Genomic DNA, 24818 nt, shown 5'->3' on the forward strand with positions numbered 1-24818 from the left:
GGGCAGGCGGGGGCGCAGGCAGGCCGAGGCGCAGGCAGGCGGGGGCGCAGGCAGGCCGAGGCGCAGGCAGGCGGGGGCGCAGGCAGGCGGGGCGCAGGCCGAGGCGCGGGCGGGTCGGGGCGCAGGCGGGTCGGGGCCGGGGCGGTCTCGGTCGGCACCGGGCCGGGGGTCAGCGGCGTATGACGCCCGCGTCCTCGGCGTACTCGCCCAGGACGACGACGCTCACGGCGGTCGCCGCGAAGACCTTGGCGGCGCGCAGCACGCCGCCCAGGCTGTGCCGGGGACGGAAGTCGGAGGTGGCGGTGGCGCCGCTCGGGCGGCCGCCCTGGGTCGGGGTGAAGGTTGCGGTGCTCATGTATCCATGGTGCGTTTCCGGCCCGGTTTTCACATCGCCCTCCGGACGGAATCCCGGTGCCCCGGCATCCTCCTCCCGGCCCATACCTCCCCCTAGTGGCTCTGCCCCGGGTATGACACCCCCCGGTACGACACCCGTACGGCGGTCCCGCCCGGCAGGGATGTCCGGCCCCCTAATCCGTTCGCACCGGACCCCGCCCCTCGCTAGAATCTCCGCTCCTGCCGCCTCCCGCCGCCTGACCGGGGAGAGCCGCCCGCCGCACGGAAACCGGCGGGCTCCTTGTTCGCACCCGCGCGCGTTCGCACCCGCGCACCCAGCAGCTGGAGGCAGTCCCGTGCCCGCGCACGCCCCCGCACCGTCCGACCCGCTCGCCCGCGAACGGTCCCACCTCGCCGCGTCCCGCTCCGCGCTCCGCGCCATGCGCGAGGACGCCGAGGCGCTCGACATCCGCGACGTGACCGCGAACTGGGTCAACGCGATCGTCCTGCAGGCCCAGATCGACGACCGCATCAAGTCGCTCGCCGACCTCTCCCACACCCCCCTCTTCTTCGGGCGGCTGAACTACCTGCACGCCCCGGGCGCGACCCTCGCCGAGGGCGCCGAGGGCGAACAGTTCTACATCGGCCGCCGCCACGTCCACGACGCGGGCGGCGACCCGATGGTCATCGACTGGCGGGCGCCCGTCTCCCAGCCGTTCTACCGGGCCTCCAGGAAGGACCCCCAGGACGTCTCGCTGCGCCGCCGCTTCGGCTACACCGGCGGCGAGCTCACCGCGTACGAGGACGAGCACCTCTCCGACCCCGGCGAGGCGGCCGCCGTCAGCAAGCTGCTCCAGCAGGAGATCGAGCGGCCCCGCGTCGGCCCCATGCGGGACATCGTCGCGACGATCCAGCCCGAGCAGGACGAGATCGTCCGCTCCGGCCTCTCCGGTTCCGTCTGCGTGCAGGGCGGCCCCGGCACCGGGAAGACGGCCGTCGGCCTGCACCGCGTCGCCTACCTCCTCTACGCGCACCGCGACCGCCTCGCCCGTACCGGCACGCTCGTCATCGGGCCGAACCGTTCCTTCCTGCACTACATCGAGCAGGTCCTCCCGGCCCTCGGCGAGCTGGAGGTCAAGCAGGCCACCGTCGACGACCTGGTCGCCCGCGACGGCCTGGAGGTACGCGCGGCGGACGCCGCCGAAACCGCCGTCGTCAAGGGCGACGCCCGGATGGCGGAGGTGCTGCGCCGCGCGCTCGGCTCGCACGTCACCCCGCCCGCCGAGCCGCTGATGGTGGTCCGCGGCTCACGCCGCTGGCGCGTACCGGCGTACGAGCTGGCCGAGATGGTCGAGGAGCTCCAGAACCGCGACATCCGCTACGGCGCCGCCCGTGACGCGCTGCCGCAGCGGATCGCGCACGCGGTGCTCGTACGGATGGAGCAGGCGGGCGAGGCGCCCGACGACCGCGTCCAGGACGCGGTGGCGCGCAACGCGGCCGTCAAGGCGGCGGTGAAGGAGGCGTGGCCGCCGGTCGAACCGGCGAAGCTGGTGCTGCGGCTGCTCTCCGACCCGGACTTCCTGGCCGCGCACGCGGAGGGGGTCCTCAGCGCGGACGAGCAGAAGCTGCTGCTGTGGCCCAGGCCCTTCCGGAGCGTGAGGTCGGCGCAGTGGTCGCCGGCCGACCTGGTCCTGATCGACGAGGCCGCCGACCTGGTGGAGCGGACGCACTCGCTGGGCCACGTCGTCCTCGACGAGGCCCAGGACCTGTCGCCGATGCAGTACCGGGCCGTGGGCCGGCGGTGCACGACGGGCTCCGCGACCGTCCTCGGCGACCTCGCGCAGGGCACGACCCCGTGGGCCACGCGCAGCTGGGACGAGGCCCTCGCCCACCTCGGGAAGCCGCAGGCGGTGGTCGAGGAGCTGACGGCCGGCTTCCGCGTGCCGCGCGAGGTGATCGCGTACGCGTCCCGCCTGCTGCCGGCGATCTCCCCGGGCCTGGCGCCGGTCTCCTCGGTCCGCGAGACCCCCGGATCGCTGCGGATCACGGAGGTCGCCGATCCGACGGCGGCGGTGCTCGCGGCCTGCCGGGACGCGCTGGCGCACGAGGGCTCGACCGGTCTGATCGCGGCGGACGCCCGCGTCCCGGCGCTCGCGGAGGCCCTGTTGGCGGCGGGGTTGCCGTACCTGTCGCCGGGCGAGGAGACGACGGCGCAGTCGCGGCTGACTTTGGTGCCGGCGTCGCTGGCGAAGGGCCTGGAGTACGACTACGTGGTCCTGGACGAGCCGGCGGCGATCGTGGACGGCGAGCCCGACGAGCGGACGGGCCTGCGGCGGCTGTACGTCTGCCTCACGCGCGCCGTCTCGGGCCTGGCCCTCCTGCACGCCGCACCGCTGCCCGCCGCCCTGGCCTGACCGGCCCGGAACGGGGCGGGTGCGGGGCGGGTGCGGGGTGCCGGAGGGACGGAGGCGGCGCCGGGCCGGTGGATCGCCCCCCGCCCCGGTGCGTGCCCCGCGTCAGTCCAGGGCCGACCGCCACCGCGCCACCGCGGCCGCCGACACCGGGCGTCCCCACCCGTCGGGGCGCGCCGCCCCGCCGATGTGGAACGCGTCCACGCCGGCCTCGCGCAGCACCGGCAGGTGCGACAGCGCGAGGCCGCCGCCGACCAGGATCCGCGCCTCGTACCCGGGCTCGCCCCGGCGCGCCGCCTCGGCCAGCAGCACCGGCAGGCCCTCGTCCACTCCGGCCGCGGAGCCCGCCGTCAGGTACGCGTCCGGCCCGGCGGGCACCGGCTCGGCGAGGGCCTTGCGCAGCTGGTCCCGGTCCGCCGCCCGGTCGATCGCCCGGTGGAAGGTCCAGCGGCAGCCGTCCAGCTCGGCCACCACGGCCTCGACCGCCGCGAGGTCGGGGGTCCCGTCGGGGTTCAGGAAGCCGAGGACGAACTCGGTCGCCCCCTCCGCCCGCAGCTCCCGCGCGGCCGTCAGCAGGAGCTCGGCGTCGCCCGCCGCGAACCCGTCCGTCGTGCGCAGCATCACGCGCAGCGGGATGTCGACCGCGGCCCTGATCGCCGCGAAGGTCTCGCGCGGCGGGGTGAGCCCGTCGGCGGCCATGTCGGTGACCAGTTCGAGTCGGTCCGCCCCACCGGCCTGGGCCGCGACCGCGTCCTCCGCGTCGAGGGCGATCACCTCCAGGAGCGCACGGTTGCTCATTCGATCCCATCCTTCGGAAATGCTCGGGTGACCCGACGGCCCGATCGGGGCACATGTGGTCAGAGTGGAAAATAGGTCTAGTCCAATATTGAGGGTACGGGCCCACCCCTGGCACCACCAGCACAATCACGCCACCCCCACAATGTGCGCATGGACACAGGCACCCCGCACACCGACACGGCCGCCCTCCGCGCCCGCTGGCGGGCGACCACCGCCGCCGCCGGAGCCCCCGCCGACCGCGACCCCGACCCGTACGCCGACCGGCTCCTCGCCGCCTGGGCGGAGCCGCAGCGCAGGTACCACACCACCGCGCACCTGGCGGACGTCCTCGCGCGGATCGACGTACTGGCGCCGCACGCCGCCGACCCGGCCGCCGTCGAGCTCGCCGCCTGGTTCCACGACGCCGTCTACCGGCCCGACCGCTCCGAGAACGAGGAGCGCAGCGCCGCCATGGCCGAGCGCGCCCTCCCCGAGCTGGGCGTGGACCCGGCGCGCACCGCGGAGACGGCCCGGCTGGTCCGCCTCACCGTCACCCACGACCCCGCCCCCGGGGACACCAACGGCGAGGCGCTCTGCGACGCCGACCTGGCCGTCCTCGCGGGCGACGGGCCGGCCTACGCCGCCTACGCGGCCGCCGTCCGCGCCGAGTACGGGTTCGTCCCGGACGATGCCTTCCGCGACGGCCGCGCGGCCGTCCTGCGCCAGCTCCTGGCCCTGCCCCGGCTCTTCCGCACCCCGTACGGGGCCGCGCACTGGGAGGCCCCGGCCCGCGCCAACCTCGCCGCGGAGCTCGCCGCACTGACGGCCTGAGGCTCCCGGGCCGGGGCGCGATGTCACGCTCCCGACACACGGACGGGGAATTCGCGGGCGTTCGCGGCGGTTGGTGAGGGGCATGCCCGTAGCAGCCGCACGCCCCCGCATGCCCGTCGCCGTGTACGTCCTCGGCCTGTCCGTCTTCGCGCTCGGCACCAGCGAATTCATGCTCTCCGGGCTGCTGCCACCGATCGCCGAGGACATGGGCGTCACCATCCCGCAGGCGGGCCTGCTGATATCCGCCTTCGCGATCGGCATGGTCATCGGGGCGCCGCTGCTGGCCGTGGCCACCCTGCGCCTTCCGCGGCGCACCACCCTCGTCTCCCTCATCAGCCTCTTCGGCCTCGGGCAGGTCGCGGGTGCGCTGGCCCCCTCGTACGAGCTCCTCTTCGCCTCGCGCGTCGTCTCGGCCCTCGCCTGCGCGGGCTTCTGGGCGGTCGGAGCGGCCGTCGCCATCGCCATGGTCGACAAGGACCAGCGGGCCCGTGCCATGGCCGTCATGATCGGCGGCCTGTCCATCGCCAACGTGCTGGGCGTCCCCGCCGGCGCCTTCCTCGGCGAGCACTTCGGCTGGCGCGCCGCGTTCTGGTCGGTGGGCGCCGCCTCCGCGATCGCCCTGGCCGGCATCCTGGCGCTGATCCCGAAGATCCCGCTGCCCGCCGAGAAGCCCCGCCTCGGACGCGAGCTGCGCATCTACCGCGACCGCCAGGTGTGGCTGGCCATCGGCATCACCGCCCTGGCCGCGGGCGGCGTCTTCTGCGCGTTCAGCTACCTCTCGCCGCTGCTCACGGACGTGGCCGGGCTGGACTCGCAGTGGGTCCCCTGGATCCTCGGCCTCTTCGGCCTCGGCGCGCTCGTCGGCACCACCGTCGGCGGCCGAGTCGCCGACGCGCACCTGTTCGGCGTGATGCTCTGGGGCATCACCGCCTCCACCGTCTTCCTGGCCGCGCTGGCCCTGCTGGCCGGGACCGCTGCCGCGGCGATCGCGCTGTCGTTCCTGCTCGGCTTCTCGGCCTTCTTCACCGCTCCGGCGCTCAACGCCCGCATGTTCAACGTGGCCGGAGCCGCCCCGACCCTGGCCGGCGCCACCACGACCGCGGCCTTCAACCTCGGCAACACCGGCGGCCCCTGGCTCGGCGGCACCGTGATCGACGCGGGCCTCGGCTTCTCCGCCACCGCCTGGGCGGGCGCCGCCATGACGGTCACCGCCATCGCCCTCACCGTCATCGCCCTGCGCCTGGACCGCCGCCGCCCGCACCCCGGCACGACCCGCGTGGTCGCCTCGGGCGCGGGCGCCGCGACCCCGGCGGAACAGCCGGCCCACGCCTGACGGCCGACGCGCGGCGGGGCCGCCCGCCGCAACCGCGGTCCGGGTCCGGCCCCGGCGCGGTTACAGCGGGCGGCCCTTCGGGCGGCGCAGGCCCGCGTCCGTGAGGCGGCGGACCAGTTCCTTGCTGCCGATCTCCACCGCGCCCGCACCGACCGCGTCCGCGTACCGGTACGACGGCACGTCGTAGTGGTCGCGCTCGAAGGCGCGGGGCGGGCAGCCTATGGACGCCGCGAAGGCGTGCAGTTCCTCGTACGAGACGTCGCTGACCAGGTGCGACCACATGCGGCCGTGGCCCGGCCAGGTGGGCGGATCGATGTACACCGTCACCGTCGCCTCACCGGCCCGGCCTCAGGACCGGGCCGAGGCCGCCCACCGCTGCGACCCTGACGCCCGCCTCCGAGCACACCCAGTGCGGGTCGGGGCCCAGCTCGGGGTCCACGTCCAGCGCGTGCGGCTCGCCGTGGCCGCAGACCGGGCACAGCGGCCAGCGGCCGTACTTCTCCAGCAGCGCGTCCTGGACGTCCTGGGCGACGAGTCCGGGGAGGAAGCCGGCCCCCTCCGGCCACTGCTCCACCCACCACCGGCGGTGCGTGACCGCGTCCTCGACGAGGGAGACGACATCGGCGTCGGCGACCGCGGCCGCGGCGAGGTCGGCGAGCACGAGGGCGCGGGCGACGTGCAGCGCCTGCTCCAGCGGGGGTGCGTGTTCCATGGCCCCATTGTGAACCCGTGCGGGGCGAGTGGTGAAGGTCCCTTCCGGCTCCTGACGCATGGCGCCTTGACGTCCGGGCTCCGCTGAAAATAGGTTTCAGGCGTGAGCGAGAACGCGAAAGAAACTTTCAGACCGGACGCGCCCCCCACGCCGGCCGCCCCCACGGCCCCTTCGGTCCCGTCAGCCCCTACGGCCCCGGTCGCCCCTTCGGCCCCGGCCGTCCCGGCTCCCCCCTCCGCACCCTCCGCCCCCGCACCCTCCGCCCTCCGGGCCCGGGTCCGCAGTCTCGGCCCCTCGATGACCCGCTCCATGCAGGCCGTCGCCGAGGCCGTCGCCTCCGACCCGGCCGGCTGCGCGCAGCTCACCGTCTCCGCCCTCGCCGAGCACACCGGCACCAGCGAAGCCACCGTCGTCCGCACCGCCCGCCTCCTCGGCTACCCCGGCTACCGCGGCCTGCGCCTCGCGCTGGCCGCGCTCGCCGCGCAGCAGGAGTCCGGCGCCGCGCCCGCCGTCACCGTCGACATAGCCGTCGACGACTCCCTCGCGGACGTCGTCGCCAAGCTGGCCCACGAGGAAGCGCAGACCCTCGCCGACACCGCCGCAGGGCTCGACCTGACCCAGCTGGCCGGCGCCGTCACCGCCCTCGCGACCGCCCGTCGCATCGACATCTACGGCGTCGGCGCCTCCGCCCTCGTCGGCCAGGACCTCGCCCAGAAGCTGCTCCGCATCGGCCTGATCGCCCACGCCCACCAGGACACCCACCTCGCCGTCACCAACGCCGTCCTGCTGCGCCCCGGCGACGTCGCCGTCGCCGTCACCCACTCCGGCTCCACGGGCGACGTCATCGAGCCCCTCCGCACCGCCTTCGAGCGCGGCGCCACCACCATCGCACTGACCGGCCGCCCGAACGCCCCCGTCGCCCACTACGCCGACCACGTCCTGGCCACCTCCGCCGCCCGCGAGACCCAGCTGCGCCCGGCCGCCATGTCCAGCCGGACCAGCCAGCTCCTCGTCGTCGACTGCCTGTTCGTCGGCGTGGCGCAGCGGACGTACGAGACCGCCGCACCCGCCCTCGCCGCCTCGTACGAGGCGCTCGCCCCCCGCCACCAGACCTCCGTACCGACCGCCAAGCGCAGCAGCACCGCCCGCTAGGAGCCCGACCATGACCGCGTACGCCGCCCTCCGCGCCCAGCTGGAGACCCTGACCACCGAGGCCTTCCGCCCCGAACTGGCCGAGGTCGACCGGCTGTCCACCCTGGAGATCGCCCGCCTGATGAACGCCGAGGACGCCACCGTCCCGGCCGCCGTCGCCGGGCGGCTGCCGGAGATCGCCGCCGCGATCGACGCGATCGCCGAACGGATGGCGCGCGGCGGCCGGCTCGTCTACGCGGGCGCCGGCACCGCGGGCCGGATGGGCGTGCTGGACGCCAGCGAGTGCCCGCCCACCTTCAACACCGACCCGGCGGAGGTCGTCGGCCTGATCGCGGGCGGCCCCTCGGCCATGGTCAAGGCCGTCGAGGGCGCCGAGGACTCCCGGGAGCTGGCCGCCGAGGACCTCAGCGCGCTGGAGCTCGGCCCCGACGACACCGTGGTCGGCATCTCCGCGTCCGGGCGCACCCCGTACGCGATCGGCGCCGTCGAGTTCGCCCGTACGCGCGGCGCGCTCACGGTCGGGCTGTCCTGCAACGCGGGCTCGGCGCTCGCCGCAGCCGCCGAGCACGGCATCGAGGTGGTCGTGGGGCCCGAACTGCTCACCGGATCCACCCGGTTGAAGGCGGGCACCGCGCAGAAGCTCGTACTCAACCTGATCTCGACGGTGACGATGATCCGGCTCGGGAAGACGTACGGGAACCTGATGGTCGACATGCGCTCGTCCAACGAGAAGCTGCGCGCCCGCGCCCGCCGCATCGTGGCCCTGGCCACCGGCGCGCCCGACGAGGAGATCGAGGCCGCCCTGACGGCCACCGGCGGCGAGGTGAAGAACGCCATCCTCGTCGTCCTCGGCCGCGTCGACGGCCCGAAGGCCGCCGAACTGCTCGCGTCCTCGCGGGGCCACCTGCGGGCCGCGCTCGCCGCGGCCTCCTGAGCCGCGGTCTCCTGAATCGCGGCCCCCTGAGCCGCGGTCTCCTGAAACGCCTCCCACCCCCGCCCGCACCCCCCGACGCAAGGCGACCCCCAGCATGTCCACTGACAAGAACCGCGCCACAGCCGCCGCGATCCTTCCTCTGGTCGGCGGCCCGGACAACATCACCTCGATCGCGCACTGCATGACCCGCCTGCGCATCGGTCTGCGCGACCGGAGCCTGGTCCAGGAGGAGGCCCTCAAGGCCGTCCCGGCCGTCATGGGCGTCGTCGAGGACGACACCTACCAGATCGTGCTGGGGCCGGGCACCGTCGCCCGGGTCACCCCGGAGTTCGAGGCGCTCGTAGCGGAAGGCCGCTCGGCGGCGGCCGCACCGGCCGCGGCGCAGACGGCGTCCGCGGCGCAGACGGCGTCCGCGGCGCAGGCCGCGTCCGCCCCCGCGCCCGCCGGCGGCCACCCCGTCACGGCCGGCGAACTGGCCTCGCAGGGCGCGGCGCTGAAGGAGGCCCGCAAGGCCAGGAACGCCACCCCCTTCAAGCTGTTCCTGCGCCGCATCGCGAACATCTTCGTCCCGCTCATCCCCGCCCTGATCGGCTGCGGCGTCATCGCCGGCCTGAACGGCCTGCTGACGAACCTGGGCTGGCTGCCCGCGCTGGTCCCGGCCCTCGCCGCGATCGCCTCCGGCTTCATGTCGCTGATCGCGGTGTTCGTCGGCTACAACACGGCCAAGGAGTTCGGCGGTACGGCCGTCCTGGGCGGCGCGGTCGCCGCGATCATCGTCTTCCCGGGCGTCGCGAAGGTCACCGCCTTCGGGCTGGAGCTCCGGCCCGGCCAGGGCGGCGTCCTCGGCGCGCTCGCCGCCGCCCTGCTCGCCGTGTACGTGGAGAAGTGGTGCCGCAGGTGGGTCCCCGAGGCACTGGACGTGCTGGTCACTCCGACCCTCACGGTCCTGATCTCGGGCCTGGTCACCCTCTTCGGCCTGATGTTCCTCGCCGGTGAGGCCTCCACCGCCATCGGCACCTTCGCCGACTGGCTCCTCGCCACCGGCGGCGCCTTCGCCGGGCTGGTCCTCGGCGGGCTGTTCCTCCCGCTGGTGATGCTGGGCCTGCACCAGGCCCTGATCCCCATCCACACCACGCTCATCGAGCAGTCCGGCTACACCGTCCTGCTGCCCATCCTCGCCATGGCGGGCGCCGGCCAGGTCGGCGCGGCCGTCGCCGTCTACTACAAGCTGCCGCACAACGGCTCGCTGCGCGCCACCGTCAAGTCCGCGCTCCCGGCCGGGTTCCTGGGCGTCGGCGAACCGCTGATCTACGGCGTCTCGCTGCCGCTGGGCCGCCCGTTCGTCACCGCCTGCGTCGGCGGCGCGGCCGGCGGGGCCTTCGTCGGCCTCTTCAACCAGCTGGGCGTGGGCTTCGGCTCGACCGCCATCGGCCCCTCGGGCTGGGCCCTGTTCCCCCTGCTGGACGGCACGTCGGGCATGGGCGCCACCCTCGCGATCTACGCGGGCGGCCTGGCGGTCGGTTACCTGGTGGGCTTCGCCGCCACCTACTTCTTCGGCTTCACGCGGCAGATGCTGGCCGAACTCAACACCGCCCCGGAACCCACCCCGCCCGCCCCGTCCGGAAACCCGGACCCGGACAAGCAGCCGGCCCTGGCCTGACCTCCCCCCATCCGGCCGCCGCCCCCGGCAGGGCCTCGACGGCAGGAGCGCCCCCGCCGGGACGCCCCCGGCCCCGCTCCGCGCGACGGCGCTCCGACCCGCCCCGCGCATCGGCGGCCGAGCCGTCCGGGGCGGCCTCCGGCCACCCCGGACGGCACCCGTCGCGCTCGATTCCCGCCCGGCCCCACGGGTCCGGCAGGATGCGCTCATGAGCGACGCGATACCCCCTGTGGTCCCCGCCGGCCGACTGGCCGCCCTGCCCCAGCCGGAGTTCTACCTCCCCGGCACCGGCGGACTGCACCTGCGCCCCTGGACCTCGTACGACGCACCCGCGCTCGTCGAGGCCTGCTACGACCCCGACATCCGGTTCTGGAACCGTCCGAGCCTGCTCGACGAGGCCGGAGCCGTGGCGCGGATCGCCCGATGGGAGGCCCGCAGGCAGGCCGAGGAGGGCGTGGTCTGGGCCGTGGCCCCGGCCCAGGGCGGCCGGCCCTTCGGCCTGGTCGGGCTGGGGGACGTCGACCTCGCCGGCGGCAGCGCCGAGTTCCTGTACTGGCTGCTGCCCGCCGGCCGCGGCGCCGGGGTCATGGCCCGGGCCACCGACCTCGTCAGCCGCTGGGCCTTCGAGACCCTCGGCCTGCACCGCCTGCGCATCACCCACTCCGTGCGCAACCCGGCCTCCTGCGTCGTCGCCCTGCGGGCCGGGTTCCCCCTCGAGGGCGTCATGCGCGGCGCGCTCCTGCACGCGGACGGCTGGCACGACGAGCACCTGCACGCCCGCCTGCGCACCGACTGAACGTCAGGGTCCGCTGGTGAACAGCAGCTTGTCCGGCTGCCGGCGCTGAGGATCCGAACGGGCGGCCCGGCCTTCTTCGGGTGCGCCCCGGGACGGGTTCGAGCCACCCGCCTCCGCCTGGCCCCGTACGGTCGGCCCGGGCGCGCCGCGGCGGGGCGCGGCGGGCCGGTCAGAGCCCGCCGGTGAACAGCAGCGCGTTGGGGCTGGACTTGCTGAGGCTGGACAGCACGTCCTTGGTGGACTCCTCGACCAGCCAGGCCGCGATGTCCTCGGGAGCCGCCTTCGGGTTCGCCTGCTGGTAGAGCGCGGCCACCCCCGCGACGTGCGGAGACGCCATGGACGTACCGTCCAGGGCCACGCTGCCGCCGCCCAGCTGCGCGGACACGACCTGCTCGCCGGGCGCGTGGATCGAGACGCACGCGCCGTAGTTCGAGAAGGAGGTCTCCTCGTCCCACTTGTTGGAAGCCGCCACGGTCAGCACCTTCGACGCGGATGCCGGGGAGACCGTGCAGGCGTCCTTCGAGGAGTTGCCGGCCGCGACGACGGGCAGGACGCCCGCCGCGGTCACCGCGTCCGCGGCGCCGTTCAGGGCGTCGGACCGATCGCCGCCGAAGGAGGCGTTCAGCACGGCGGGCCGAACGGCGTTCCTGGCAACCCAGTCCAGTCCGGCGACGATCCCCGAGTACGTGCCCTGCCCGTCACACCCCAGCACCCGTACGCTCACGAGGTTCGCCTTCTTCGCGACGCCGTACGTGCTGCCGCCGACCGTGCCCGCGACGTGCGTGCCGTGGCCGTTGCAGTCCGCGCCGCCCCGGCCGTCGCCGACGGCGTCGAAGCCGAGGGTGGCGCGCCCCGCGAACTCCTCGTGCCCGTAGTCGATGCCCGTGTCGAGGATGTACGCGGTCACCCCGGAGCCGTTGCCCTGGGTGGTGAACTGGCCGTCGCCCCGCCCGCTCGCCCTGTCCCACGCCCGCTGGTCGATCCGGTCGAGCCCCCACGACGCGGCCGGCGCCCGCGTCGCCCCGGTCCGGCTCGGCTTCGGCACCGACCGCACCTTCGCGTCCTCCTCGACCGCCGTCACGCCCGGGCTGTTGCGGACGATCGTCAGCTGGAGCGGGGTCAGCGGGACGGCGAAGCCGTTGAGCGCCGAGGAGTAGAGGAACGACGGCTTCAGACCCAGCCGCTGTGCGACCTTCGCCGCGTCCTGGTCCTTCTCCAGGGTCACGATGTACCGGCCGGGCACGGCGTTGGCAGCGGTCTTGAGCGGCACCGGGGTCGGCTCCGGAGCGGCGGCGGACGCCGTCCCGGCCGGGGCCGGGGCCAGGGCGATGAGCGTGGCGGTGGCCAGACGGGCGATCAGGCGCATGGAGGAGGCTCCCGGACGGAGTGGGAGCGGCACGGGTGGGCCGCCCCGCGGTCGGCATGGGTGAGCCGCCCCCGCGGCATCAGGACCTTCCGCGGGGGCGGCCTTCCGTTCCATCGGTGCCACCTGCCGGATGGTTCAATCAGCCCCGCGCGTCGGCCGGTCGCGCGCCGGGCCCGCGGACACGCCGGTCACACCGGATGAAGAAACGTTCCTTCCCCGGTGCCGCCCAGGATGTCCCGAGCACGTACGGTCCGGGCCGGCCCCGCAAGATCACCCGTACGGCCTGCCGCCACCCCAGGGGGGCGCACGGCGGGTGCGATCCCGTGACCCCGCCGCACCCCGGGCGGTCGTTGACCGGCCCCTCCCGGCGTGATGGCCTCGGCCCCATGCGCACCCCCCTGAGCCGAGCCGGCGTACGCCTGGCCGCCGTCGTCCTGGCGGCCACGGCCGCCGCCGCCCCGCTCGTGTCCGCAGCCGCCGCCGAGCCGGTACCCGGCTCCCGCGTCACGGCCCCCGCCGCCGACCACCCCACGTACATCGTCACCGTCCACCCGGGCCTCGACCCGGTCACCGTGGCCGACGCCTACGGGATCTCGCCGCTCCGCGTCTACCGCGACGCCCTGAACGGCTTCGCCGCCCGTCTCTCCCCCGAGCAGGTCGAAGACCTCCGGGCGACCTCCGTGCTCGTGCGGTCCGTCGAGGCGGACGGCACCGCGTCCGGCTCCGGGATCCACTGAGGACAGGGGTCAGTGGGGGAAGTGCTCCGTCTCCAACGTCACCGAGAAGGGGTCCGGGAGCTTCAGCGCCTCCCCGAAGGCCACCCGTTCGGTGTGCCGGTAGGCACCGTTCTCGGGGCCGGTGAACAGCGTGGCCGTGGGCCCGTGCTCGTCGAAGCGGTCGATCAGCAGATAGACCGGGACCGGGGCATGGGCGTAGGCCCAGAGCTTCTTCTTGCGGTCGTCTTCGGCATTGCCCTTCGAGGTGATCTCCACGACGAGCAGCGCCTCGGCCGCGTCCACCGGATCGCTGACGTCCGCGTCGACCCCTTCGACGAGCGCCGACGGCGCGACCACCAGGTCCGGCACGTACAGCTTCCCCGAGCGGCGATGTGGACGCCGAGCGTCTGGCAGACACCCCGTTCCGGCGACAACCCGGCATAGAGAGCGCGTTGCACCCGTTCAGCGATCCCGTTGTGGTGTCGGTGGGGCGGCGGTACCAGGGTGATCCGTCCTCCGTCGATCTCGGCGCGCCAGCCCTCCGGCACGTCCAGCTCACGCCAGCTCTGCAGCAGGTACTCCCACGCACGGCCACCGGCACTCCGACCGGGCTCGACCATGGCTGCGGTCATCGCGGGTCCCCTCTCCTGTGGCCCATGTGCGTGAGCGTAGACAGACGGATCAGCGGCCCGGGGGCCGCTCCGTCCAGCGTCCCACGATCGGGGGGCGCACGCAGCCGTCTCCGCGCCGCGCCGCCCCCGTCCGCCGGGCGTTCCGGCCTAGCGCCGGTACACGCGCAGTTCCGACACCTCGTACGACATCTCCGTGGTCCCCGGGTCCGGCGCCGGGTGGTAGCGGCCCGCCGACACCGAGAGGTTGACGATGAGGTACGCGCGCCAGTTCCGGCCGACGCCCCGGCCGTCGCTGAAGACGCGGGCGCCGTTCACCCACCAGACCACCGAGTTCCGCCCGAACTCGACCTTCAGGTCGACCCACCCGCCGGGCCGCACCGACGGGTCCCGGTGGTAGCGGTGCCCCTCGCGGACGTGGTTGGACAGCTCCAGCAGGTCCGGGTTGTCGGGGTGGTACTCGAAGACGTCGATCTCCTGCCCGCCGTCCCGCCAGGTCCAGATCGCGGGCCACGCCCCGCGCTCCACCGGAAGCCTCACCCGGGCCTCCAGCACGTCGCCGGTGCGCGCCATGAACCCGCCGTCGCTGCCCTCGGTGGTGAGCAGCCCGGCGTCCCAGTTGCCGTCGGGGCGCAGGGTCGCCCGGAAGACCCCGCCGCGGCTGTAGGCCGGGTCGGCGACGAGGTGGTCCAGCTTGTTGTCGTTCGGGTTGACCGGACCGCCGCCGGGATACGCCCAGGAGCGGCCGGCGACCCACTGGGAGGTGGAGGCGAAGTCGGCGGTGAAGACGGGAGTGCGGCGCGGCGCGAACACGGGCACGCCTCCACCGCCCTCAGGAACGAGGCGGCTTGTCAGGCGCCGCAGCCATCCGAGCGTGTCCGAGAGCATGTTCAGTGCTCTGCCCGCCGGAAACCGGCCCAACCTCCGGTTCTCGCGGAGAGTAATCGCACGAACGCGTTCAGCGATCAGAGGCGTGCGCCGCGCGCACGAAGGCGTGGATGAGCGCCGGGGACTTCACTCCCCGCTCCCCCTCGACCCCGCTGGAGACGTCCACGCCCCACGCACCCGTGGCCTCCAGGGCCTCCCGGACGTTGCCGGGCGTCAGTCCGCCCGCCAGCAGCCATCGGCCCTCCGGCGCCCTGAACTCCTCCGAGCCCCAGTTCCAGGGCTTGCCGGAGCCCGGGTCCGGCGCGTCGATCAGCAGCAGGTCCTCGCCGTGCTCACCGCACCGCCGGACGTGCTCGGCGGTGGCCCGCAGCAGGGTCCGGCCCGCGGCCCGCAGCGCCGCGAAGTCCTCGGGGCCCTCCTCGCCGTGCAGCTGGACACCCCGTACCCCGCTCTCCTCGGTGAACCGGCGGACCTCCGCCACCGGCTGTCCCCGGAACACCCCGACGGTGAGCACCCCCGGCGGCACCTCCGCCGCGAGGACGCGCGCGGTCGCGGCGTCGACCGTACGCGGGCTGCCCGGGGCGAACACGAAACCGACGGCGGCCGCCCCCGCGGCCACGGCCGCCTCGACGTCGCGCGCGTTCTTGAGGCCGCAGATCTTGACGAAGGGTGCACTGCTCTCGCTCATCCCCCGAGTCAACCAAACCCACCCGCCCCCCGGCACTCCGTCCCGAGGACCGGGCACGGCCCCGGCTCCGGCGCTAGCCTGATCTGAGACACGGGCCCCGGCCCGGCACAGGGCGCACGCCATGCGGAGGACCACGGTGACCACCATGACCGAACGGGCCACACCCATAGACACCACGCTGTCGGCACCTCCGACATTCGAGAGCCTCCTGCGCACCGTCGAGGAGATGAACACGCCAGACGGCTTCAAGGCCGAGCTCATCCGGGGGAAGATCGTCGTGTCACCGTGGTCCAAGCTGCGCTACGTCCGCCCCATGCGTGCCCTGCGCCGACAGCTGGAGGCAGCGGCTCCGGACGGGCACATCGTGGAAACCTCCCCCTTCCTCTTCCGGTTTCCCTCGGTCGGTCGCGCGTACGGTCCCGATCTCTTCGTCGCCGACGAAGCGGCCTTCGAGGCGGACGGCCGCCACGCGGACGGGGCGGCCCTGTCCCTGGTCGGGGAGTTCACCTCCGTCTCCACGAAGGACGCGGACTGGACCGACAAGCTCGACGTCTACGGCCTGCTCGTGCCGGTCTACCTGGTCGTCGACATGCAGGGCTCGGAGATCACCTGCTTCTCGGACCCCTCCCCGCACGGCTACCGCTCCCGCACCACCGTGTCCTTCGGCGAGCCCCTGCACGTACCGGAACCGTTCGGCTGCGTCATCGACTCGTCCGGGTTCTGACCGCCCGGGGGACTCCGGAAACCGTTCGCGGCGGCGCGGGGCCGGGCCGCAGAATGGGCCGATGAACGACAACGGGGCGGAGATCACCACCGGCGGCGCGGACGCCGGGCTCGACGCGCGGCTGAGCAAGGAGCTCGACGCCTTCAACCAGGCGGCGACGGCGGGACACGAGCAGTCCGAGTTCACCGTCCGGGTCACGGACGCGGACGGCGCGCTCGTCGCCGGGCTCAGCGGCTGGAGCTGGGGCGACCGGGCGGGCATCGGCATGACCTGGGTCCGCGAGGACTGCCGCGGCGACGGCTGGGGCGGCAGGCTGCTGGCCGCCGCCGAGGACGAGGCCCGCCGGCGCGGCTGCGCGACCGTCCTCGTCTCGTCGTTCACCTTCCAGGCCCCGGCCTTCTACGCCCGTCACGGGTACGTGGAGACGGCCCGCGTCCCCGGCTTCCCGGGGGGCCACGAGGACGTGTACTTCCTCAAGCAGCTCTGACCGGGCCGCCACGGTCCCGGCCCCGCGGCCGGGGAAACGCCCGAGGGCGGCACCCCCCGCGGGGGGTGCCGCCCTCGTTCGAGAACAGCCGATCAGCCGGGGCCGATCAGAAGTCCATGTCACCACCCGGCATGCCGCCGCCCGCGGGGGCACCGGCCTTCTCGGGCTTGTCGGCGATGACGGCCTCGGTCGTCAGGAACAGCGCGGCGATCGACGCGGCGTTCTGCAGCGCGGAGCGCGTGACCTTCGCCGGGTCGATGATGCCCTCGGCGATGAGGTCGACGTACTCACCGGTGGCCGCGTTCAGACCCCAGCCGGGGGTCAGGTTGCGGACCTTCTCCACGACGACGCCACCCTCGAGGCCGGCGTTGACGGCGATCTGCTTCAGCGGGGCCTCCAGGGCGAGCTTGACGGCGGCAGCGCCGGTCGCCTCGTCACCCGTGAGCTCCAGCTTCTCGAAGACCGCGGAGGCCTGCAGCAGGGCTACGCCGCCACCGGCGACGATGCCCTCCTCGACGGCCGCCTTCGCGTTGCGAACGGCGTCCTCGATGCGGTGCTTGCGCTCCTTGAGCTCGACCTCGGTCGCGGCACCGGCCTTGATGACGGCCACGCCGCCGGCCAGCTTCGCGAGGCGCTCCTGGAGCTTCTCGCGGTCGTAGTCCGAGTCGGAGTTCTCGATCTCGGCGCGGATCTGGTTGACGCGACCGGCGACCTGGTCGCTGTCGCCGGCACCGTCGACGATGGTGGTCTCGTCCTTGGTGATGACGACCTTGCGGGCGCGGCCCAGCAGGTCGAGACCGGCGTTCTCCAGCTTGAGGCCGACCTCCTCGGAGATGACCGTGCCGCCCGTGAGGATGGCGATGTCACCGAGCATGGCCTTGCGGCGGTCGCCGAAGCCCGGGGCCTTGACGGCGACGGACTTGAAGGTGCCGCGGATCTTGTTGACGACCAGGGTCGACAGGGCCTCGCCCTCGACGTCCTCGGCGATGATCAGCAGCGGCTTGCCGGACTGCATGACCTTCTCCAGGAGCGGCAGCAGGTCCTTGACCGAGCCGATCTTGGAGTTGACGATCAGGACGTACGGGTCGTCGAGGGACGACTCCATGCGCTCCATGTCGGTGGCGAAGTACGCCGAGATGTAGCCCTTGTCGAAGCGCATGCCCTCGGTGAGCTCGAGCTCCAGACCGAAGGTCTGCGACTCCTCGACCGTGATGACGCCTTCCTTGCCGACCTTGTCCATCGCCTCGGCGATGAGCTCGCCGATCTGGGTGTCGGCGGCGGAGATGGACGCCGTGGAGGCGATCTGCTCCTTGGTCTCGACGTCCTTGGCCTGGGCCAGCAGGGCGGCGGAGACGGCCTCGACGGCCTTCTCGATACCACGCTTGAGGGCCATCGGGTTGGCGCCGGCGGCTACGTTGCGCAGACCCTCGCGGACGAGGGCCTGGGCCAGCACGGTGGCGGTGGTCGTACCGTCGCCGGCGACGTCGTCCGTCTTCTTGGCGACTTCCTTGACCAGCTCGGCGCCGATCTTCTCGTACGGGTCCTCGAGCTCGATCTCCTTGGCGATGGAGACACCATCGTTGGTGATCGTGGGGGCGCCCCACTTCTTCTCAAGGACGACGTTGCGACCCTTGGGGCCAAGGGTGACCTTGACGGCGTCGGCGAGCTGGTTCATCCCACGCTCGAGACCGCGCCGGGCCTCCTCGTTGAACGCAATGATCTTGGCCATCTGAAGTGGTCCTCCCGGACAGCGGTGGATTGCTCCCGGACCGCGCCCGCGCCCGCGACGGACGGCCTGCGTGCCCGGCGGTTCCTTCCCGCCGGACCCTGCGGGCCTCACCGACCCGGTCCTCGTTGAGTAGCACTCTCACCGGGAGAGTGCTAACGCCAATGATTAGCACTCGACCCCCTCGAGTGCAAGCGGCTTGGGTCAACACTCCGGGGAAGAGGCAGGCGCCGCACGGGTCGTGCGGGCCGGACGCACGAGGGGCCCACATCCCCGTGTCCAGGATGTGGGCCCCTCGTAATGCCTCGTACGCCGTGCATCGGTAACGACCGTGCACGCCGTACGTGTGCGTCGGTGGTCGATCGCGTGGGGACTAGCCGGCGGCCGCGAGCTTGACCATGTCCGCCTGCGGCCCCTTCTGGCCCTGCGAGATCTCGAACTCGACCCGCTGACCCTCTTCAAGGGTGCGGTAACCGTCCATCTGGATGGCGCTGTAGTGGACGAACACATCCGCGCCACCGTCGACCGCGATGAAGCCGTAGCCCTTCTCCGCGTTGAACCACTTGACGGTGCCCTGAGCCATGCCTAACTCCCCTATTACCGGCCCTTGCGCGGGAACGCACTTCGCGATCCCGGGTCAGATCTTGCGTCGGAACGCGTCGACCGAGGCTGAATGTATCCGCGCCGATGCTGTCTGCAACAGGTCAATCCGACGAGAATTCCGGCCACTCGGAAACATTGAAAAAGAGTGAAAATTTGGCATACTCCAGGGCAACTCGGGCCCGGCATCTCTCGCCAAAGCCCCATAGCGCACTCGCACATTGACCCGATGTCGACCCTCACGCGACCCGTTCATATGCGGCGGGCAAGTACAGCGGAGGGGACTTCCCCAACCCTACCGCGCACAATCAAGCAGAATTGCCCCCTCCGCTTATGAGCGGAGGGGGCAATTTCGGTTTTAGCGTGTCACCGCACGGCGGTCAGCAGCCGCCCGCGACGGCCGGGATGATCGAGACGCCGGCCCCGTCCGGGGTGACGGCCTCCAGGCCGCCCTCGAAGCGCACGTCGTCGTCGTTCACGTAGACGTTCACGAAGCGGCGGAGCTTGCCCTGGTCGTCCAGGACGCGCGCGGCGATCCCCGGGTGGCTCCGCTCCAGCGACTCGATGACCTCGGCCAGGTTCGCGCCCTCGGCGGAGACCTCGGCCTTGCCACCGGTGTAGGTGCGCAGGATGGTGGGGATGCGGACGTTGACGCTCATGGCGCTACTGCCTTTCCGGTGTGCGGGGGGAGGGTCAGGCCAGGCCGGCGGCGCGGAAGGCGTCCAGGCTCGGGCGGATGGTGGCGGTCTGCCCGCTGTCCGCGGCCACCGCCTCCAGGGTCTTGAGGCCGTCACCGGTGTTCAGGATGACGGTGGTCAGCGCCGGGTCGAGGTGTCCCGCCTCGATGAGCTTCTTCGTGACGCCGACGGTCACGCCGCCCGCGGTCTCGGCGAAGATGCCCTCGGTCTGCGCCAGGATCTTGATGGCCTCGACGACCTGCTCGTCGTTGACGTCGTCGACGAAGCCGCCGGTGCGCCGCGCGATGTCCAGGACGTACGGGCCGTCCGCCGGGTTGCCGATCGCCAGGGACTTGGCGATGGTGTTCGGCTTCTGCGGGCGGACCACGTCGTGACCGGCCTTGAAGGCGGTCGAGACCGGGGAGCAGCCCTCGGCCTGGGCGCCGAAGATCTTGTACGGCTTGTCCTCGACGAGGCCGAGCTTGATCAGCTCCTGCAGACCCTTGTCGATCTTCGTCAGCTGCGAGCCGGAGGCGATCGGGATGACCAGCTGGTCGGGCAGCTGCCAGCCGAGCTGCTCGCAGATCTCGTACGCGAGCGTCTTGGAGCCCTCGCCGTAGTACGGGCGCAGGTTGACGTTGACGAAGCCCCAGCCCTCGCCGAGCGGATCGCCGATGAGCTCGGAGCAGAAGCGGTTGACGTCGTCGTAGTTGCCCTCGATGCCGACGAGGTCGCCGCCGTAGACAGCGGCCATGACGACCTTGCCCTGCTCCAGGTCGTGCGGGATGAACACGCAGGAGCGGAAGCCGGCGCGGGCGGCCGCGGCGCCGACGGCGCCGGCCAGGTTGCCGGTGGAGGAGCAGGAGAGCGTGGTGAAGCCGAAGGCGCGGGCCGCCTCGACGGCGATGGCCACGACGCGGTCCTTGAAGGAGTGCGTCGGGTTGCCGGAGTCGTCCTTGACGTAGAGCTTGCCGGTGACGCCGAGCTCCTTGGCCAGGTTGGCCGCGTCCACGAGCTTGGTGAAGCCGGGGTTCAGGCTCGGCTTGGAGGCCACGTCGGCGGGGACGGGCAGCAGCGGCGCGTAGCGCCAGATGTTGTTCGGACCGGCCTCGATCGCGGCGCGCAGGGCCTCGGGGTCGCCGGTGGGAAGGTCGTAGGCGACTTCCAGCGGTCCGAAGCACTCGACGCACGCGAAGATGGGGCCGAGTTCGAACCGGGTACCGCACTCGCGACAGGAAAGGCCGGTGGCGGGTCCGAGATCGACAGAGGTGGTTTCAGTCTGTACAGCCATGATGGCGAGGCCCTTTCTCCTCATCTTCCCCATGGCGCACTTCGCCATGAGACGGAATTGGCACCTTCCCTAGCCGGGGACCTCGCGGAGTGTGCGCAGAACGCATCGCGAGAACCGACTGGAGGGTTGCCGGGGCTTCAACGGGCCGTGTCCCTCTGCCCCTCTGGATGAGCGGTATGGCACCGGGCCGCGCGCTCCTGGCGCGTCCGGGCGTTTGTGTGCGAGCACCCCCGGCATGCGGTGGTGCTTCGCGTTGTTCAAGACTGTAACGGAAGGTCCGGGTGGTTGAGACAGCCGTCCGAACCGCGAGATGGATCACATTTCGGCTTATACCGCCGAGTAACCAGGGAGTGCCGAGAGTGCTGGAAGAGGTGGAGCGCTGGCTGGCCGAGCGCTCCTGGGCCGCCGCCGACCGACCGCTCGCCCAGCTGATCGAACGGAAGCGGGCGACCGGCGCCACGGTCAGCGTGGTGCTGCCCGCGCTCGACGAGGAGGCCACGGTCGGGGAGATCGTGGAGGTGATCCGGCGCGAGCTGATGGACGGGCTGCCCGTCCCCCTGGTGGACGAACTCCTCGTCGTGGACTCGGGCTCCACCGACCGCACCGCGGAGGTGGCGGCGAAGGCCGGCGCCCGGGTGGAGCACCGCGACGCGATCCTGCCCCGCGTCCCGGCGCTGCCCGGCAAGGGCGAGGTGCTGTGGCGCTCGCTGCTGGCCACGACCGGGGACCTCGTGTGCTTCGTCGACGCCGACCTGCGGGACTTCTCGGCCTCCTTCGTGTCCGGCATCGTGGGACCGCTGCTGACCGACCCCGAGGTGCAGTTCGTCAAGGCGATGTACGACCGCCCGCTGGGCGGCGCACCGGGCCAGGGCGGGCGGGTGACGGAGCTGGTCGCCCGGCCCCTGCTCAACCTCCACTGGCCGCAGCTGGCGGGCTTCGTCCAGCCGCTGGGCGGGGAGTACGCCGTGCGGCGCTCGCTGCTGGAGCGGCTCCCCTTCCCCGTCGGGTACGGGGTCGAGCTGGGCCTGCTGGTGGACGCGCTGCACACGGTCGGGCTGGACGCGCTGGCCCAGGTCGACGTGGGCGTACGGGTCCACCGCCATCAGGACGGGCAGGCGCTGGGCCGGATGGCCGCGGCGATCTACCGCACGGCGCAGCTGCGGCTCTCGCGCGGCCACCTCGTACGGCCGGAACTGACGCAGTTCGAGCGGGGCCCGGGCGGCTTCGTGCCCCGGACCTACGCGGTGGACACCGAGGAGCGGCCGCCGATGCGCGAGGTCGAGGAGTACGCGGTACGCCGCGTGGCGTGACGGATCGGACGGTTTGAGGGGGCCCGGGCCCGGCTAGGTTGGCGGCATGGCTTCTCAGGTACTCGTTGCAGCGAACCGCGGCCCGCTCTCCTACGCCCTGTCCGACGACGGGGAACTCGGCGCCCGCCGCGGCGGGGGCGGACTCGTCTCCGGACTCTCCGCCGCCCTCGCGGAGCAGCCGGACGCGCTGTGGATCTGCGCGGCGCTCTCGGACGCCGACCGTGAGGCGGTGCGCCGGGGCGTCTCCGAGCCCGGCGTCCGGATGCTGGACATCGATCCCACTGTGTACGACGACGCGTACAACGGCATCGCGAACTCCGTTCTCTGGTTCACCCACCACCACCTGTACGACGTCCCGCGCGAGCCGGTCTTCGACGCGCGGTTCCGCCGCCAGTGGGACTCGTACACCGAGTACAACCGCGCCTTCGCGCGGGCCCTCGCGCAGGAGGCGGCGCCCGGCGCCCGCGTCCTGGTGCAGGACTACCACCTCGCGCTGGTCCCGGGGCAGCTGCGGGAGCTGCGGCCGGACCTGCGGATCGCGCACTTCACGCACACGCCGTGGGCCTCGCCCGACGTCCTCGGCATGCTCCCCGACGACGTCCGCCAGCAGCTGGTGTGGGGGATGCTCGGCGCGGACGTGCTGGGCTTCCACACGGGCGAGTGGGCGCGGAACTTCGTCGCCGGGGCGCAGGCCGACGACGCGAGCGGGGTGGCGGAGGGCTTCTGGCCGGCCGCGGGGCCCAGCGGGGTGCGGCACCGCAGGACGGTGGAGGACGGGCGGCGCGAGGAGCGGCCGGAGGAGCCCCGCTTCACGGAGGTGACCGCGTTCCCCCTGGGTGTGGACGGGGACGACCTGCGGGCGCTCGCGCACCGGCCCGAGGTCGACGCGAAGCTGGCGGAGCTGCGGGCGGAGGTCGGGGACCGCAGGACGGTCGTCCGGGTGGACCGCACGGAGCTGTCGAAGAACATCCTGCGCGGGCTCCTGGCCTACCGGGAGCTGCTGACGGTCCACCCCGAGTGGCGCGGCCGGGTGGTGCACCTGGCCTCCGCGTACCCGTCGCGGCAGGACCTGAAGGTGTACCGGGACTACACGGCGGCGGTGGCGGAGCTGGCGGCGGAGATCAACGCGGAGTTCGGCACGGAGGGCTGGGAGCCGGTGCTGGTGTCGGTGAAGGACGACTTCGCGCGCTCGCTGGCCGCGTACCGGCTGGCGGACGTGGCCCTGGTCAACCCGGTGCGCGACGGGATGAACCTGGTGGCGAAGGAGATCCCGGTGGTGTCGGAGGCGGGCTGCGCGCTGGTGCTGTCGACGGGCGCGGGGGCGTACGAGGAGCTCCGCGACCACGCGCTGACGGTGAACCCGTTCGACGTGACGCGGACGGCGCAGGCCCTGAACGAGGCGCTGACCATGCCGGAGCCGGAGCGCGCGGAGCGTACGAAGCGGCTGGCCGCGGCGGCCACGGCGCTGCCCCCGGCGGCCTGGTTCCGCGCCCAGCTCGACGCCCTGGACGCCCCGGAGTCCTGACCCGCCGGCGCGGCGCGGGTTCCGGGGCCGGGCCCCGGAGCCGTGCGCACCGCCCCGGGGGTCAGGACCGCAGCGCGTCCGCCAGGGCGGCCAGCAGGGCGACGACCTCGGCGGGGCCGGCGAGGACGATGTCGGCCCGCGCGGCCAGTTCCGGTACCTCCGCGGAGCCGCTGCACACCAGCAGGCCCGGGTGCCCGTCGGTCCGCCGCTTCTCGACGGCGGCGTAGGCGGCGAGGTCGCCCAGGTCGTCCCCGGCGTACAGCACCGTCTCGGCGCCGGTCTCCTCCAGGAACTCGGTGAGGGCGACGCCCTTGTCCATGCCCGGGGGCCGCAGCTCCAGCACGGCCCGGCCCGGCTCCACCATCAGCCCGTGCCGGGCGGCGAGGTCGGCCAGCGGCTCGCGCAGGGCGTCGAAGGCGGCGGCGGGGTCCGCGGCGCGCCGGGTGTGGACGGCGAGCGCCTGGCCCTTCTCCTCGATCCAGGTGCCGCGCCAGGCCCCGATCGACTCCAGGAACCCCGGCAGCTCCGCCCGGACCGCCGCGACCCCGGGGTGCTCGGCCGGGGCGTGGACGGTGCCGGTGACGGCGTCCCAGCGCTCGGCGCCGTAGTGCCCGAGGACCACGAGGTGTTCGAGTCCGGAGACGCCGGCGAAGCCGCCGTAGCGTACGGCGACGCCCGCCGGGCGGCCGGTGACCACGGCCACGGAGGCGACCTCGGGGGCGAGCGCGGCGAGCGCCGGCACGGCTCCGGGGTGGGCGCGGGCCTGGTCGGGGTCGGGAACGATGTCGGCCAGGGTGCCGTCGAAGTCGAGGGCGACCACGGACCGGCGGGGCGCGCGGAGCAGGGCGTCCAGGCCCTCGCGTCCGGATGCGGTGACGGGCATCGGCAGGTCGTGCGGATGGCTCCCCATAGGGACGACCCTAACGGGCGAGCCCGGCGACGGCTACGGCGCGGTACCGGTCCGCGCCGACCGGCCCCGTACGGTCACCGCCGCGCCCGCTGGGCCTCGCGGATGCGGCGCAGCCGGTTCACCGTGCCCGGGGCGTGGGCCAGCGCCCGGGGGTCGTCCATGAGCGCGTTGAGCAGCTGGTAGTACCGGACCGGGGTCATCCCCAGCCCCTCCCGTACCGCCCGCTCCTTGGCGCCGGGTCCCGGCCAGGTCCGGGACTCGTACGCGAGCACCTCGGCCTCCGTGGCCGTCAGCCGCCCCTCGTCCGTCATACCGCCAGATTAACGCCGCCCGCCGACACCG

At 73.5% G+C, this 24818-nt stretch carries 25 protein-coding genes, 1 pseudogene and 1 riboswitch; of the genes and pseudogenes, 12 read left to right on the forward strand and 14 right to left on the reverse strand.

All coding sequences use genetic code 11. The features are described 5' to 3' along the window. Positions 1-169 precede the first annotated feature (169 nt). Positions 170-355 carry a hypothetical protein gene (locus ACFWW8_RS13750; RefSeq protein ID WP_386527840.1) on the reverse strand — a complete coding sequence of 62 codons (186 nt, stop codon included), beginning with the start codon at positions 353-355 and terminating at the stop codon, positions 170-172. Between the two features lie 418 nt (positions 356-773). On the opposite strand from ACFWW8_RS13750, the gene ACFWW8_RS13755 reads away from it, so the two are divergent. After that, positions 774-2747: a HelD family protein gene (locus tag ACFWW8_RS13755; RefSeq protein ID WP_386528115.1), complete on the forward strand. Its 1974-nt coding sequence runs from the start codon at positions 774-776 to the stop codon at positions 2745-2747. Between the two features lie 102 nt (positions 2748-2849). Here ACFWW8_RS13755 and ACFWW8_RS13760 read toward each other — a convergent pair whose 3' ends face one another. Next, positions 2850-3542, reverse strand: a complete 693-nt coding sequence (locus ACFWW8_RS13760; protein ID WP_386527842.1) for a copper homeostasis protein CutC — start codon at positions 3540-3542, stop codon at positions 2850-2852. A 150-nt stretch (positions 3543-3692) separates the two neighbouring features. Between ACFWW8_RS13760 and ACFWW8_RS13765 the strand changes: the two genes are divergently transcribed. Then, on the forward strand, positions 3693-4352 hold the full coding sequence (locus tag ACFWW8_RS13765) for a hypothetical protein (protein ID WP_386527845.1): 660 nt from the start codon (positions 3693-3695) through the stop codon (positions 4350-4352). Positions 4353-4461: 109 nt separating this feature from the next. Next, positions 4462-5685 carry a Cmx/CmrA family chloramphenicol efflux MFS transporter gene (locus ACFWW8_RS13770; RefSeq protein ID WP_386528118.1) on the forward strand — a complete coding sequence of 408 codons (1224 nt, stop codon included), beginning with the start codon at positions 4462-4464 and terminating at the stop codon, positions 5683-5685. 60 nt (positions 5686-5745) lie between these two features. Here ACFWW8_RS13770 and ACFWW8_RS13775 read toward each other — a convergent pair whose 3' ends face one another. Then, positions 5746-6012: a DUF4031 domain-containing protein gene (locus tag ACFWW8_RS13775; RefSeq protein WP_383916984.1), complete on the reverse strand. Its 267-nt coding sequence runs from the start codon at positions 6010-6012 to the stop codon at positions 5746-5748. Between the two features lie 7 nt (positions 6013-6019). Further along, positions 6020-6397 (reverse strand): hypothetical protein, encoded by a 378-nt coding sequence (locus ACFWW8_RS13780; protein ID WP_386527848.1) that lies wholly within the window; start codon positions 6395-6397, stop codon positions 6020-6022. A 102-nt stretch (positions 6398-6499) separates the two neighbouring features. On the opposite strand from ACFWW8_RS13780, the gene ACFWW8_RS13785 reads away from it, so the two are divergent. From ACFWW8_RS13785 to ACFWW8_RS13800, 4 genes are all read left to right on the forward strand, one after another. Continuing rightward, on the forward strand, positions 6500-7549 hold the full coding sequence (locus ACFWW8_RS13785; protein WP_386527850.1) for a MurR/RpiR family transcriptional regulator: 1050 nt from the start codon (positions 6500-6502) through the stop codon (positions 7547-7549). Between the two features lie 10 nt (positions 7550-7559). Next, complete coding sequence (gene murQ / locus ACFWW8_RS13790) at positions 7560-8483, forward strand: N-acetylmuramic acid 6-phosphate etherase (protein ID WP_386527851.1); 924 nt, start codon at positions 7560-7562, stop codon at positions 8481-8483. A gap of 94 nt (positions 8484-8577) precedes the next feature. Next, positions 8578-10143 (forward strand): PTS transporter subunit EIIC, encoded by a 1566-nt coding sequence (locus tag ACFWW8_RS13795; protein ID WP_386527854.1) that lies wholly within the window; start codon positions 8578-8580, stop codon positions 10141-10143. A 208-nt stretch (positions 10144-10351) separates the two neighbouring features. Then, positions 10352-10939, forward strand: a complete 588-nt coding sequence (locus tag ACFWW8_RS13800; RefSeq protein ID WP_386527856.1) for a GNAT family N-acetyltransferase — start codon at positions 10352-10354, stop codon at positions 10937-10939. Between the two features lie 169 nt (positions 10940-11108). On the opposite strand, the gene ACFWW8_RS13805 is transcribed toward ACFWW8_RS13800, so the two are convergent. Next, positions 11109-12305, reverse strand: a complete 1197-nt coding sequence (locus ACFWW8_RS13805) for a S8 family peptidase (RefSeq protein WP_386527858.1) — start codon at positions 12303-12305, stop codon at positions 11109-11111. Between the two features lie 386 nt (positions 12306-12691). On the opposite strand from ACFWW8_RS13805, the gene ACFWW8_RS13810 reads away from it, so the two are divergent. Beyond that, positions 12692-13042 carry a protease inhibitor I9 family protein gene (locus tag ACFWW8_RS13810; RefSeq protein ID WP_386527861.1) on the forward strand — a complete coding sequence of 117 codons (351 nt, stop codon included), beginning with the start codon at positions 12692-12694 and terminating at the stop codon, positions 13040-13042. 9 nt (positions 13043-13051) lie between these two features. Here ACFWW8_RS13810 and ACFWW8_RS13815 read toward each other — a convergent pair. The 3 genes and pseudogenes from ACFWW8_RS13815 to ACFWW8_RS13825 form a co-directional block, all read right to left on the reverse strand. Then, a pseudogene (locus tag ACFWW8_RS13815) lies at positions 13052-13653 on the reverse strand (Uma2 family endonuclease). A gap of 147 nt (positions 13654-13800) precedes the next feature. Continuing rightward, positions 13801-14469 (reverse strand): beta-glucanase, encoded by a 669-nt coding sequence (locus ACFWW8_RS13820; RefSeq protein ID WP_386527863.1) that lies wholly within the window; start codon positions 14467-14469, stop codon positions 13801-13803. A gap of 139 nt (positions 14470-14608) precedes the next feature. Beyond that, positions 14609-15226 (reverse strand): phosphoribosylanthranilate isomerase, encoded by a 618-nt coding sequence (locus ACFWW8_RS13825; protein WP_386527866.1) that lies wholly within the window; start codon positions 15224-15226, stop codon positions 14609-14611. Between the two features lie 145 nt (positions 15227-15371). Here ACFWW8_RS13825 and ACFWW8_RS13830 point away from each other — a divergent pair, with 145 nt between their 5' ends. Together ACFWW8_RS13830 and ACFWW8_RS13835 are read left to right on the forward strand one after the other, a co-directional pair. Further along, the gene (locus ACFWW8_RS13830) at positions 15372-15950 is read left to right on the forward strand and encodes a Uma2 family endonuclease (protein WP_386528121.1); all 579 of its coding nucleotides are present in this window, start codon (positions 15372-15374) and stop codon (positions 15948-15950) included. 61 nt (positions 15951-16011) lie between these two features. After that, a complete protein-coding gene (locus ACFWW8_RS13835) occupies positions 16012-16437 on the forward strand; it encodes a GNAT family N-acetyltransferase (protein ID WP_386527868.1) in 426 nt (141 codons plus the stop codon). Positions 16438-16543: 106 nt separating this feature from the next. Here ACFWW8_RS13835 and groL read toward each other — a convergent pair whose 3' ends face one another. The 4 genes from groL to thrC all read right to left on the reverse strand — a co-directional run bounded on the left by groL (position 16544) and on the right by thrC (position 20731). Further along, positions 16544-18166 carry a chaperonin GroEL gene (gene groL / locus ACFWW8_RS13840; RefSeq protein ID WP_383807094.1) on the reverse strand — a complete coding sequence of 541 codons (1623 nt, stop codon included), beginning with the start codon at positions 18164-18166 and terminating at the stop codon, positions 16544-16546. A 370-nt stretch (positions 18167-18536) separates the two neighbouring features. Then, positions 18537-18746, reverse strand: coding sequence for a cold-shock protein (locus ACFWW8_RS13845; protein WP_030232479.1), 210 nt, complete (start codon positions 18744-18746; stop codon positions 18537-18539). Positions 18747-19143: 397 nt separating this feature from the next. Beyond that, positions 19144-19422: a MoaD/ThiS family protein gene (locus tag ACFWW8_RS13850; protein ID WP_386527872.1), complete on the reverse strand. Its 279-nt coding sequence runs from the start codon at positions 19420-19422 to the stop codon at positions 19144-19146. 34 nt (positions 19423-19456) lie between these two features. Further along, entirely contained in the window at positions 19457-20731 is a 1275-nt protein-coding gene (thrC, locus tag ACFWW8_RS13855) for a threonine synthase (protein ID WP_386527875.1), read from the reverse strand. A gap of 17 nt (positions 20732-20748) precedes the next feature. Beyond that, a riboswitch (SAM riboswitch) is annotated at positions 20749-20905 on the reverse strand. Positions 20906-21090: 185 nt separating this feature from the next. Between thrC and ACFWW8_RS13860 the strand changes: the two genes are divergently transcribed. Together ACFWW8_RS13860 and ACFWW8_RS13865 are read left to right on the forward strand one after the other, a co-directional pair. Continuing rightward, complete coding sequence (locus ACFWW8_RS13860) at positions 21091-22041, forward strand: glucosyl-3-phosphoglycerate synthase (protein WP_386527877.1); 951 nt, start codon at positions 21091-21093, stop codon at positions 22039-22041. 46 nt (positions 22042-22087) lie between these two features. Next, positions 22088-23566, forward strand: coding sequence for a trehalose-6-phosphate synthase (locus ACFWW8_RS13865; RefSeq protein ID WP_386527879.1), 1479 nt, complete (start codon positions 22088-22090; stop codon positions 23564-23566). Positions 23567-23627: 61 nt separating this feature from the next. Here ACFWW8_RS13865 and otsB read toward each other — a convergent pair whose 3' ends face one another. Continuing rightward, positions 23628-24476: a trehalose-phosphatase gene (otsB, locus tag ACFWW8_RS13870; protein ID WP_386527882.1), complete on the reverse strand. Its 849-nt coding sequence runs from the start codon at positions 24474-24476 to the stop codon at positions 23628-23630. A gap of 74 nt (positions 24477-24550) precedes the next feature. Continuing rightward, a complete protein-coding gene (locus tag ACFWW8_RS13875) occupies positions 24551-24787 on the reverse strand; it encodes a DUF3263 domain-containing protein (RefSeq protein WP_386527885.1) in 237 nt (78 codons plus the stop codon). Positions 24788-24818: the final 31 nt, after the last annotated feature.

This window comes from Streptomyces sp. NPDC058701, from assembly GCF_042715295.1.
Lineage (GTDB): Bacteria > Actinomycetota > Actinomycetes > Streptomycetales > Streptomycetaceae > Streptomyces.

Coding starts and splice junctions, on each gene's coding strand:
- ACFWW8_RS13800 (WP_386527856.1), top strand. CDS start 10,352: ATGAGCGACGCGATACCCCCTGTGGTCCCCGCCGGCCGACTGGCCGCC.
- ACFWW8_RS13810 (WP_386527861.1), top strand. CDS start 12,692: ATGCGCACCCCCCTGAGCCGAGCCGGCGTACGCCTGGCCGCCGTCGTC.
- ACFWW8_RS13845 (WP_030232479.1), bottom strand. CDS start 18,746: ATGGCTCAGGGCACCGTCAAGTGGTTCAACGCGGAGAAGGGCTACGGC.
- ACFWW8_RS13750 (WP_386527840.1), bottom strand. CDS start 355: ATGAGCACCGCAACCTTCACCCCGACCCAGGGCGGCCGCCCGAGCGGC.
- ACFWW8_RS13850 (WP_386527872.1), bottom strand. CDS start 19,422: ATGAGCGTCAACGTCCGCATCCCCACCATCCTGCGCACCTACACCGGT.
- murQ (WP_386527851.1), top strand. CDS start 7,560: ATGACCGCGTACGCCGCCCTCCGCGCCCAGCTGGAGACCCTGACCACC.
- ACFWW8_RS13835 (WP_386527868.1), top strand. CDS start 16,012: ATGAACGACAACGGGGCGGAGATCACCACCGGCGGCGCGGACGCCGGG.
- ACFWW8_RS13765 (WP_386527845.1), top strand. CDS start 3,693: ATGGACACAGGCACCCCGCACACCGACACGGCCGCCCTCCGCGCCCGC.
- ACFWW8_RS13825 (WP_386527866.1), bottom strand. CDS start 15,226: ATGAGCGAGAGCAGTGCACCCTTCGTCAAGATCTGCGGCCTCAAGAAC.
- ACFWW8_RS13770 (WP_386528118.1), top strand. CDS start 4,462: ATGCCCGTCGCCGTGTACGTCCTCGGCCTGTCCGTCTTCGCGCTCGGC.
- ACFWW8_RS13875 (WP_386527885.1), bottom strand. CDS start 24,787: ATGACGGACGAGGGGCGGCTGACGGCCACGGAGGCCGAGGTGCTCGCG.
- ACFWW8_RS13780 (WP_386527848.1), bottom strand. CDS start 6,397: ATGGAACACGCACCCCCGCTGGAGCAGGCGCTGCACGTCGCCCGCGCC.
- otsB (WP_386527882.1), bottom strand. CDS start 24,476: ATGGGGAGCCATCCGCACGACCTGCCGATGCCCGTCACCGCATCCGGA.
- ACFWW8_RS13865 (WP_386527879.1), top strand. CDS start 22,088: ATGGCTTCTCAGGTACTCGTTGCAGCGAACCGCGGCCCGCTCTCCTAC.
- ACFWW8_RS13805 (WP_386527858.1), bottom strand. CDS start 12,305: ATGCGCCTGATCGCCCGTCTGGCCACCGCCACGCTCATCGCCCTGGCC.
- thrC (WP_386527875.1), bottom strand. CDS start 20,731: ATGGCTGTACAGACTGAAACCACCTCTGTCGATCTCGGACCCGCCACC.
- ACFWW8_RS13760 (WP_386527842.1), bottom strand. CDS start 3,542: ATGAGCAACCGTGCGCTCCTGGAGGTGATCGCCCTCGACGCGGAGGAC.
- ACFWW8_RS13755 (WP_386528115.1), top strand. CDS start 774: ATGCGCGAGGACGCCGAGGCGCTCGACATCCGCGACGTGACCGCGAAC.
- ACFWW8_RS13830 (WP_386528121.1), top strand. CDS start 15,372: ATGACCGAACGGGCCACACCCATAGACACCACGCTGTCGGCACCTCCG.
- groL (WP_383807094.1), bottom strand. CDS start 18,166: ATGGCCAAGATCATTGCGTTCAACGAGGAGGCCCGGCGCGGTCTCGAG.
- ACFWW8_RS13795 (WP_386527854.1), top strand. CDS start 8,578: ATGTCCACTGACAAGAACCGCGCCACAGCCGCCGCGATCCTTCCTCTG.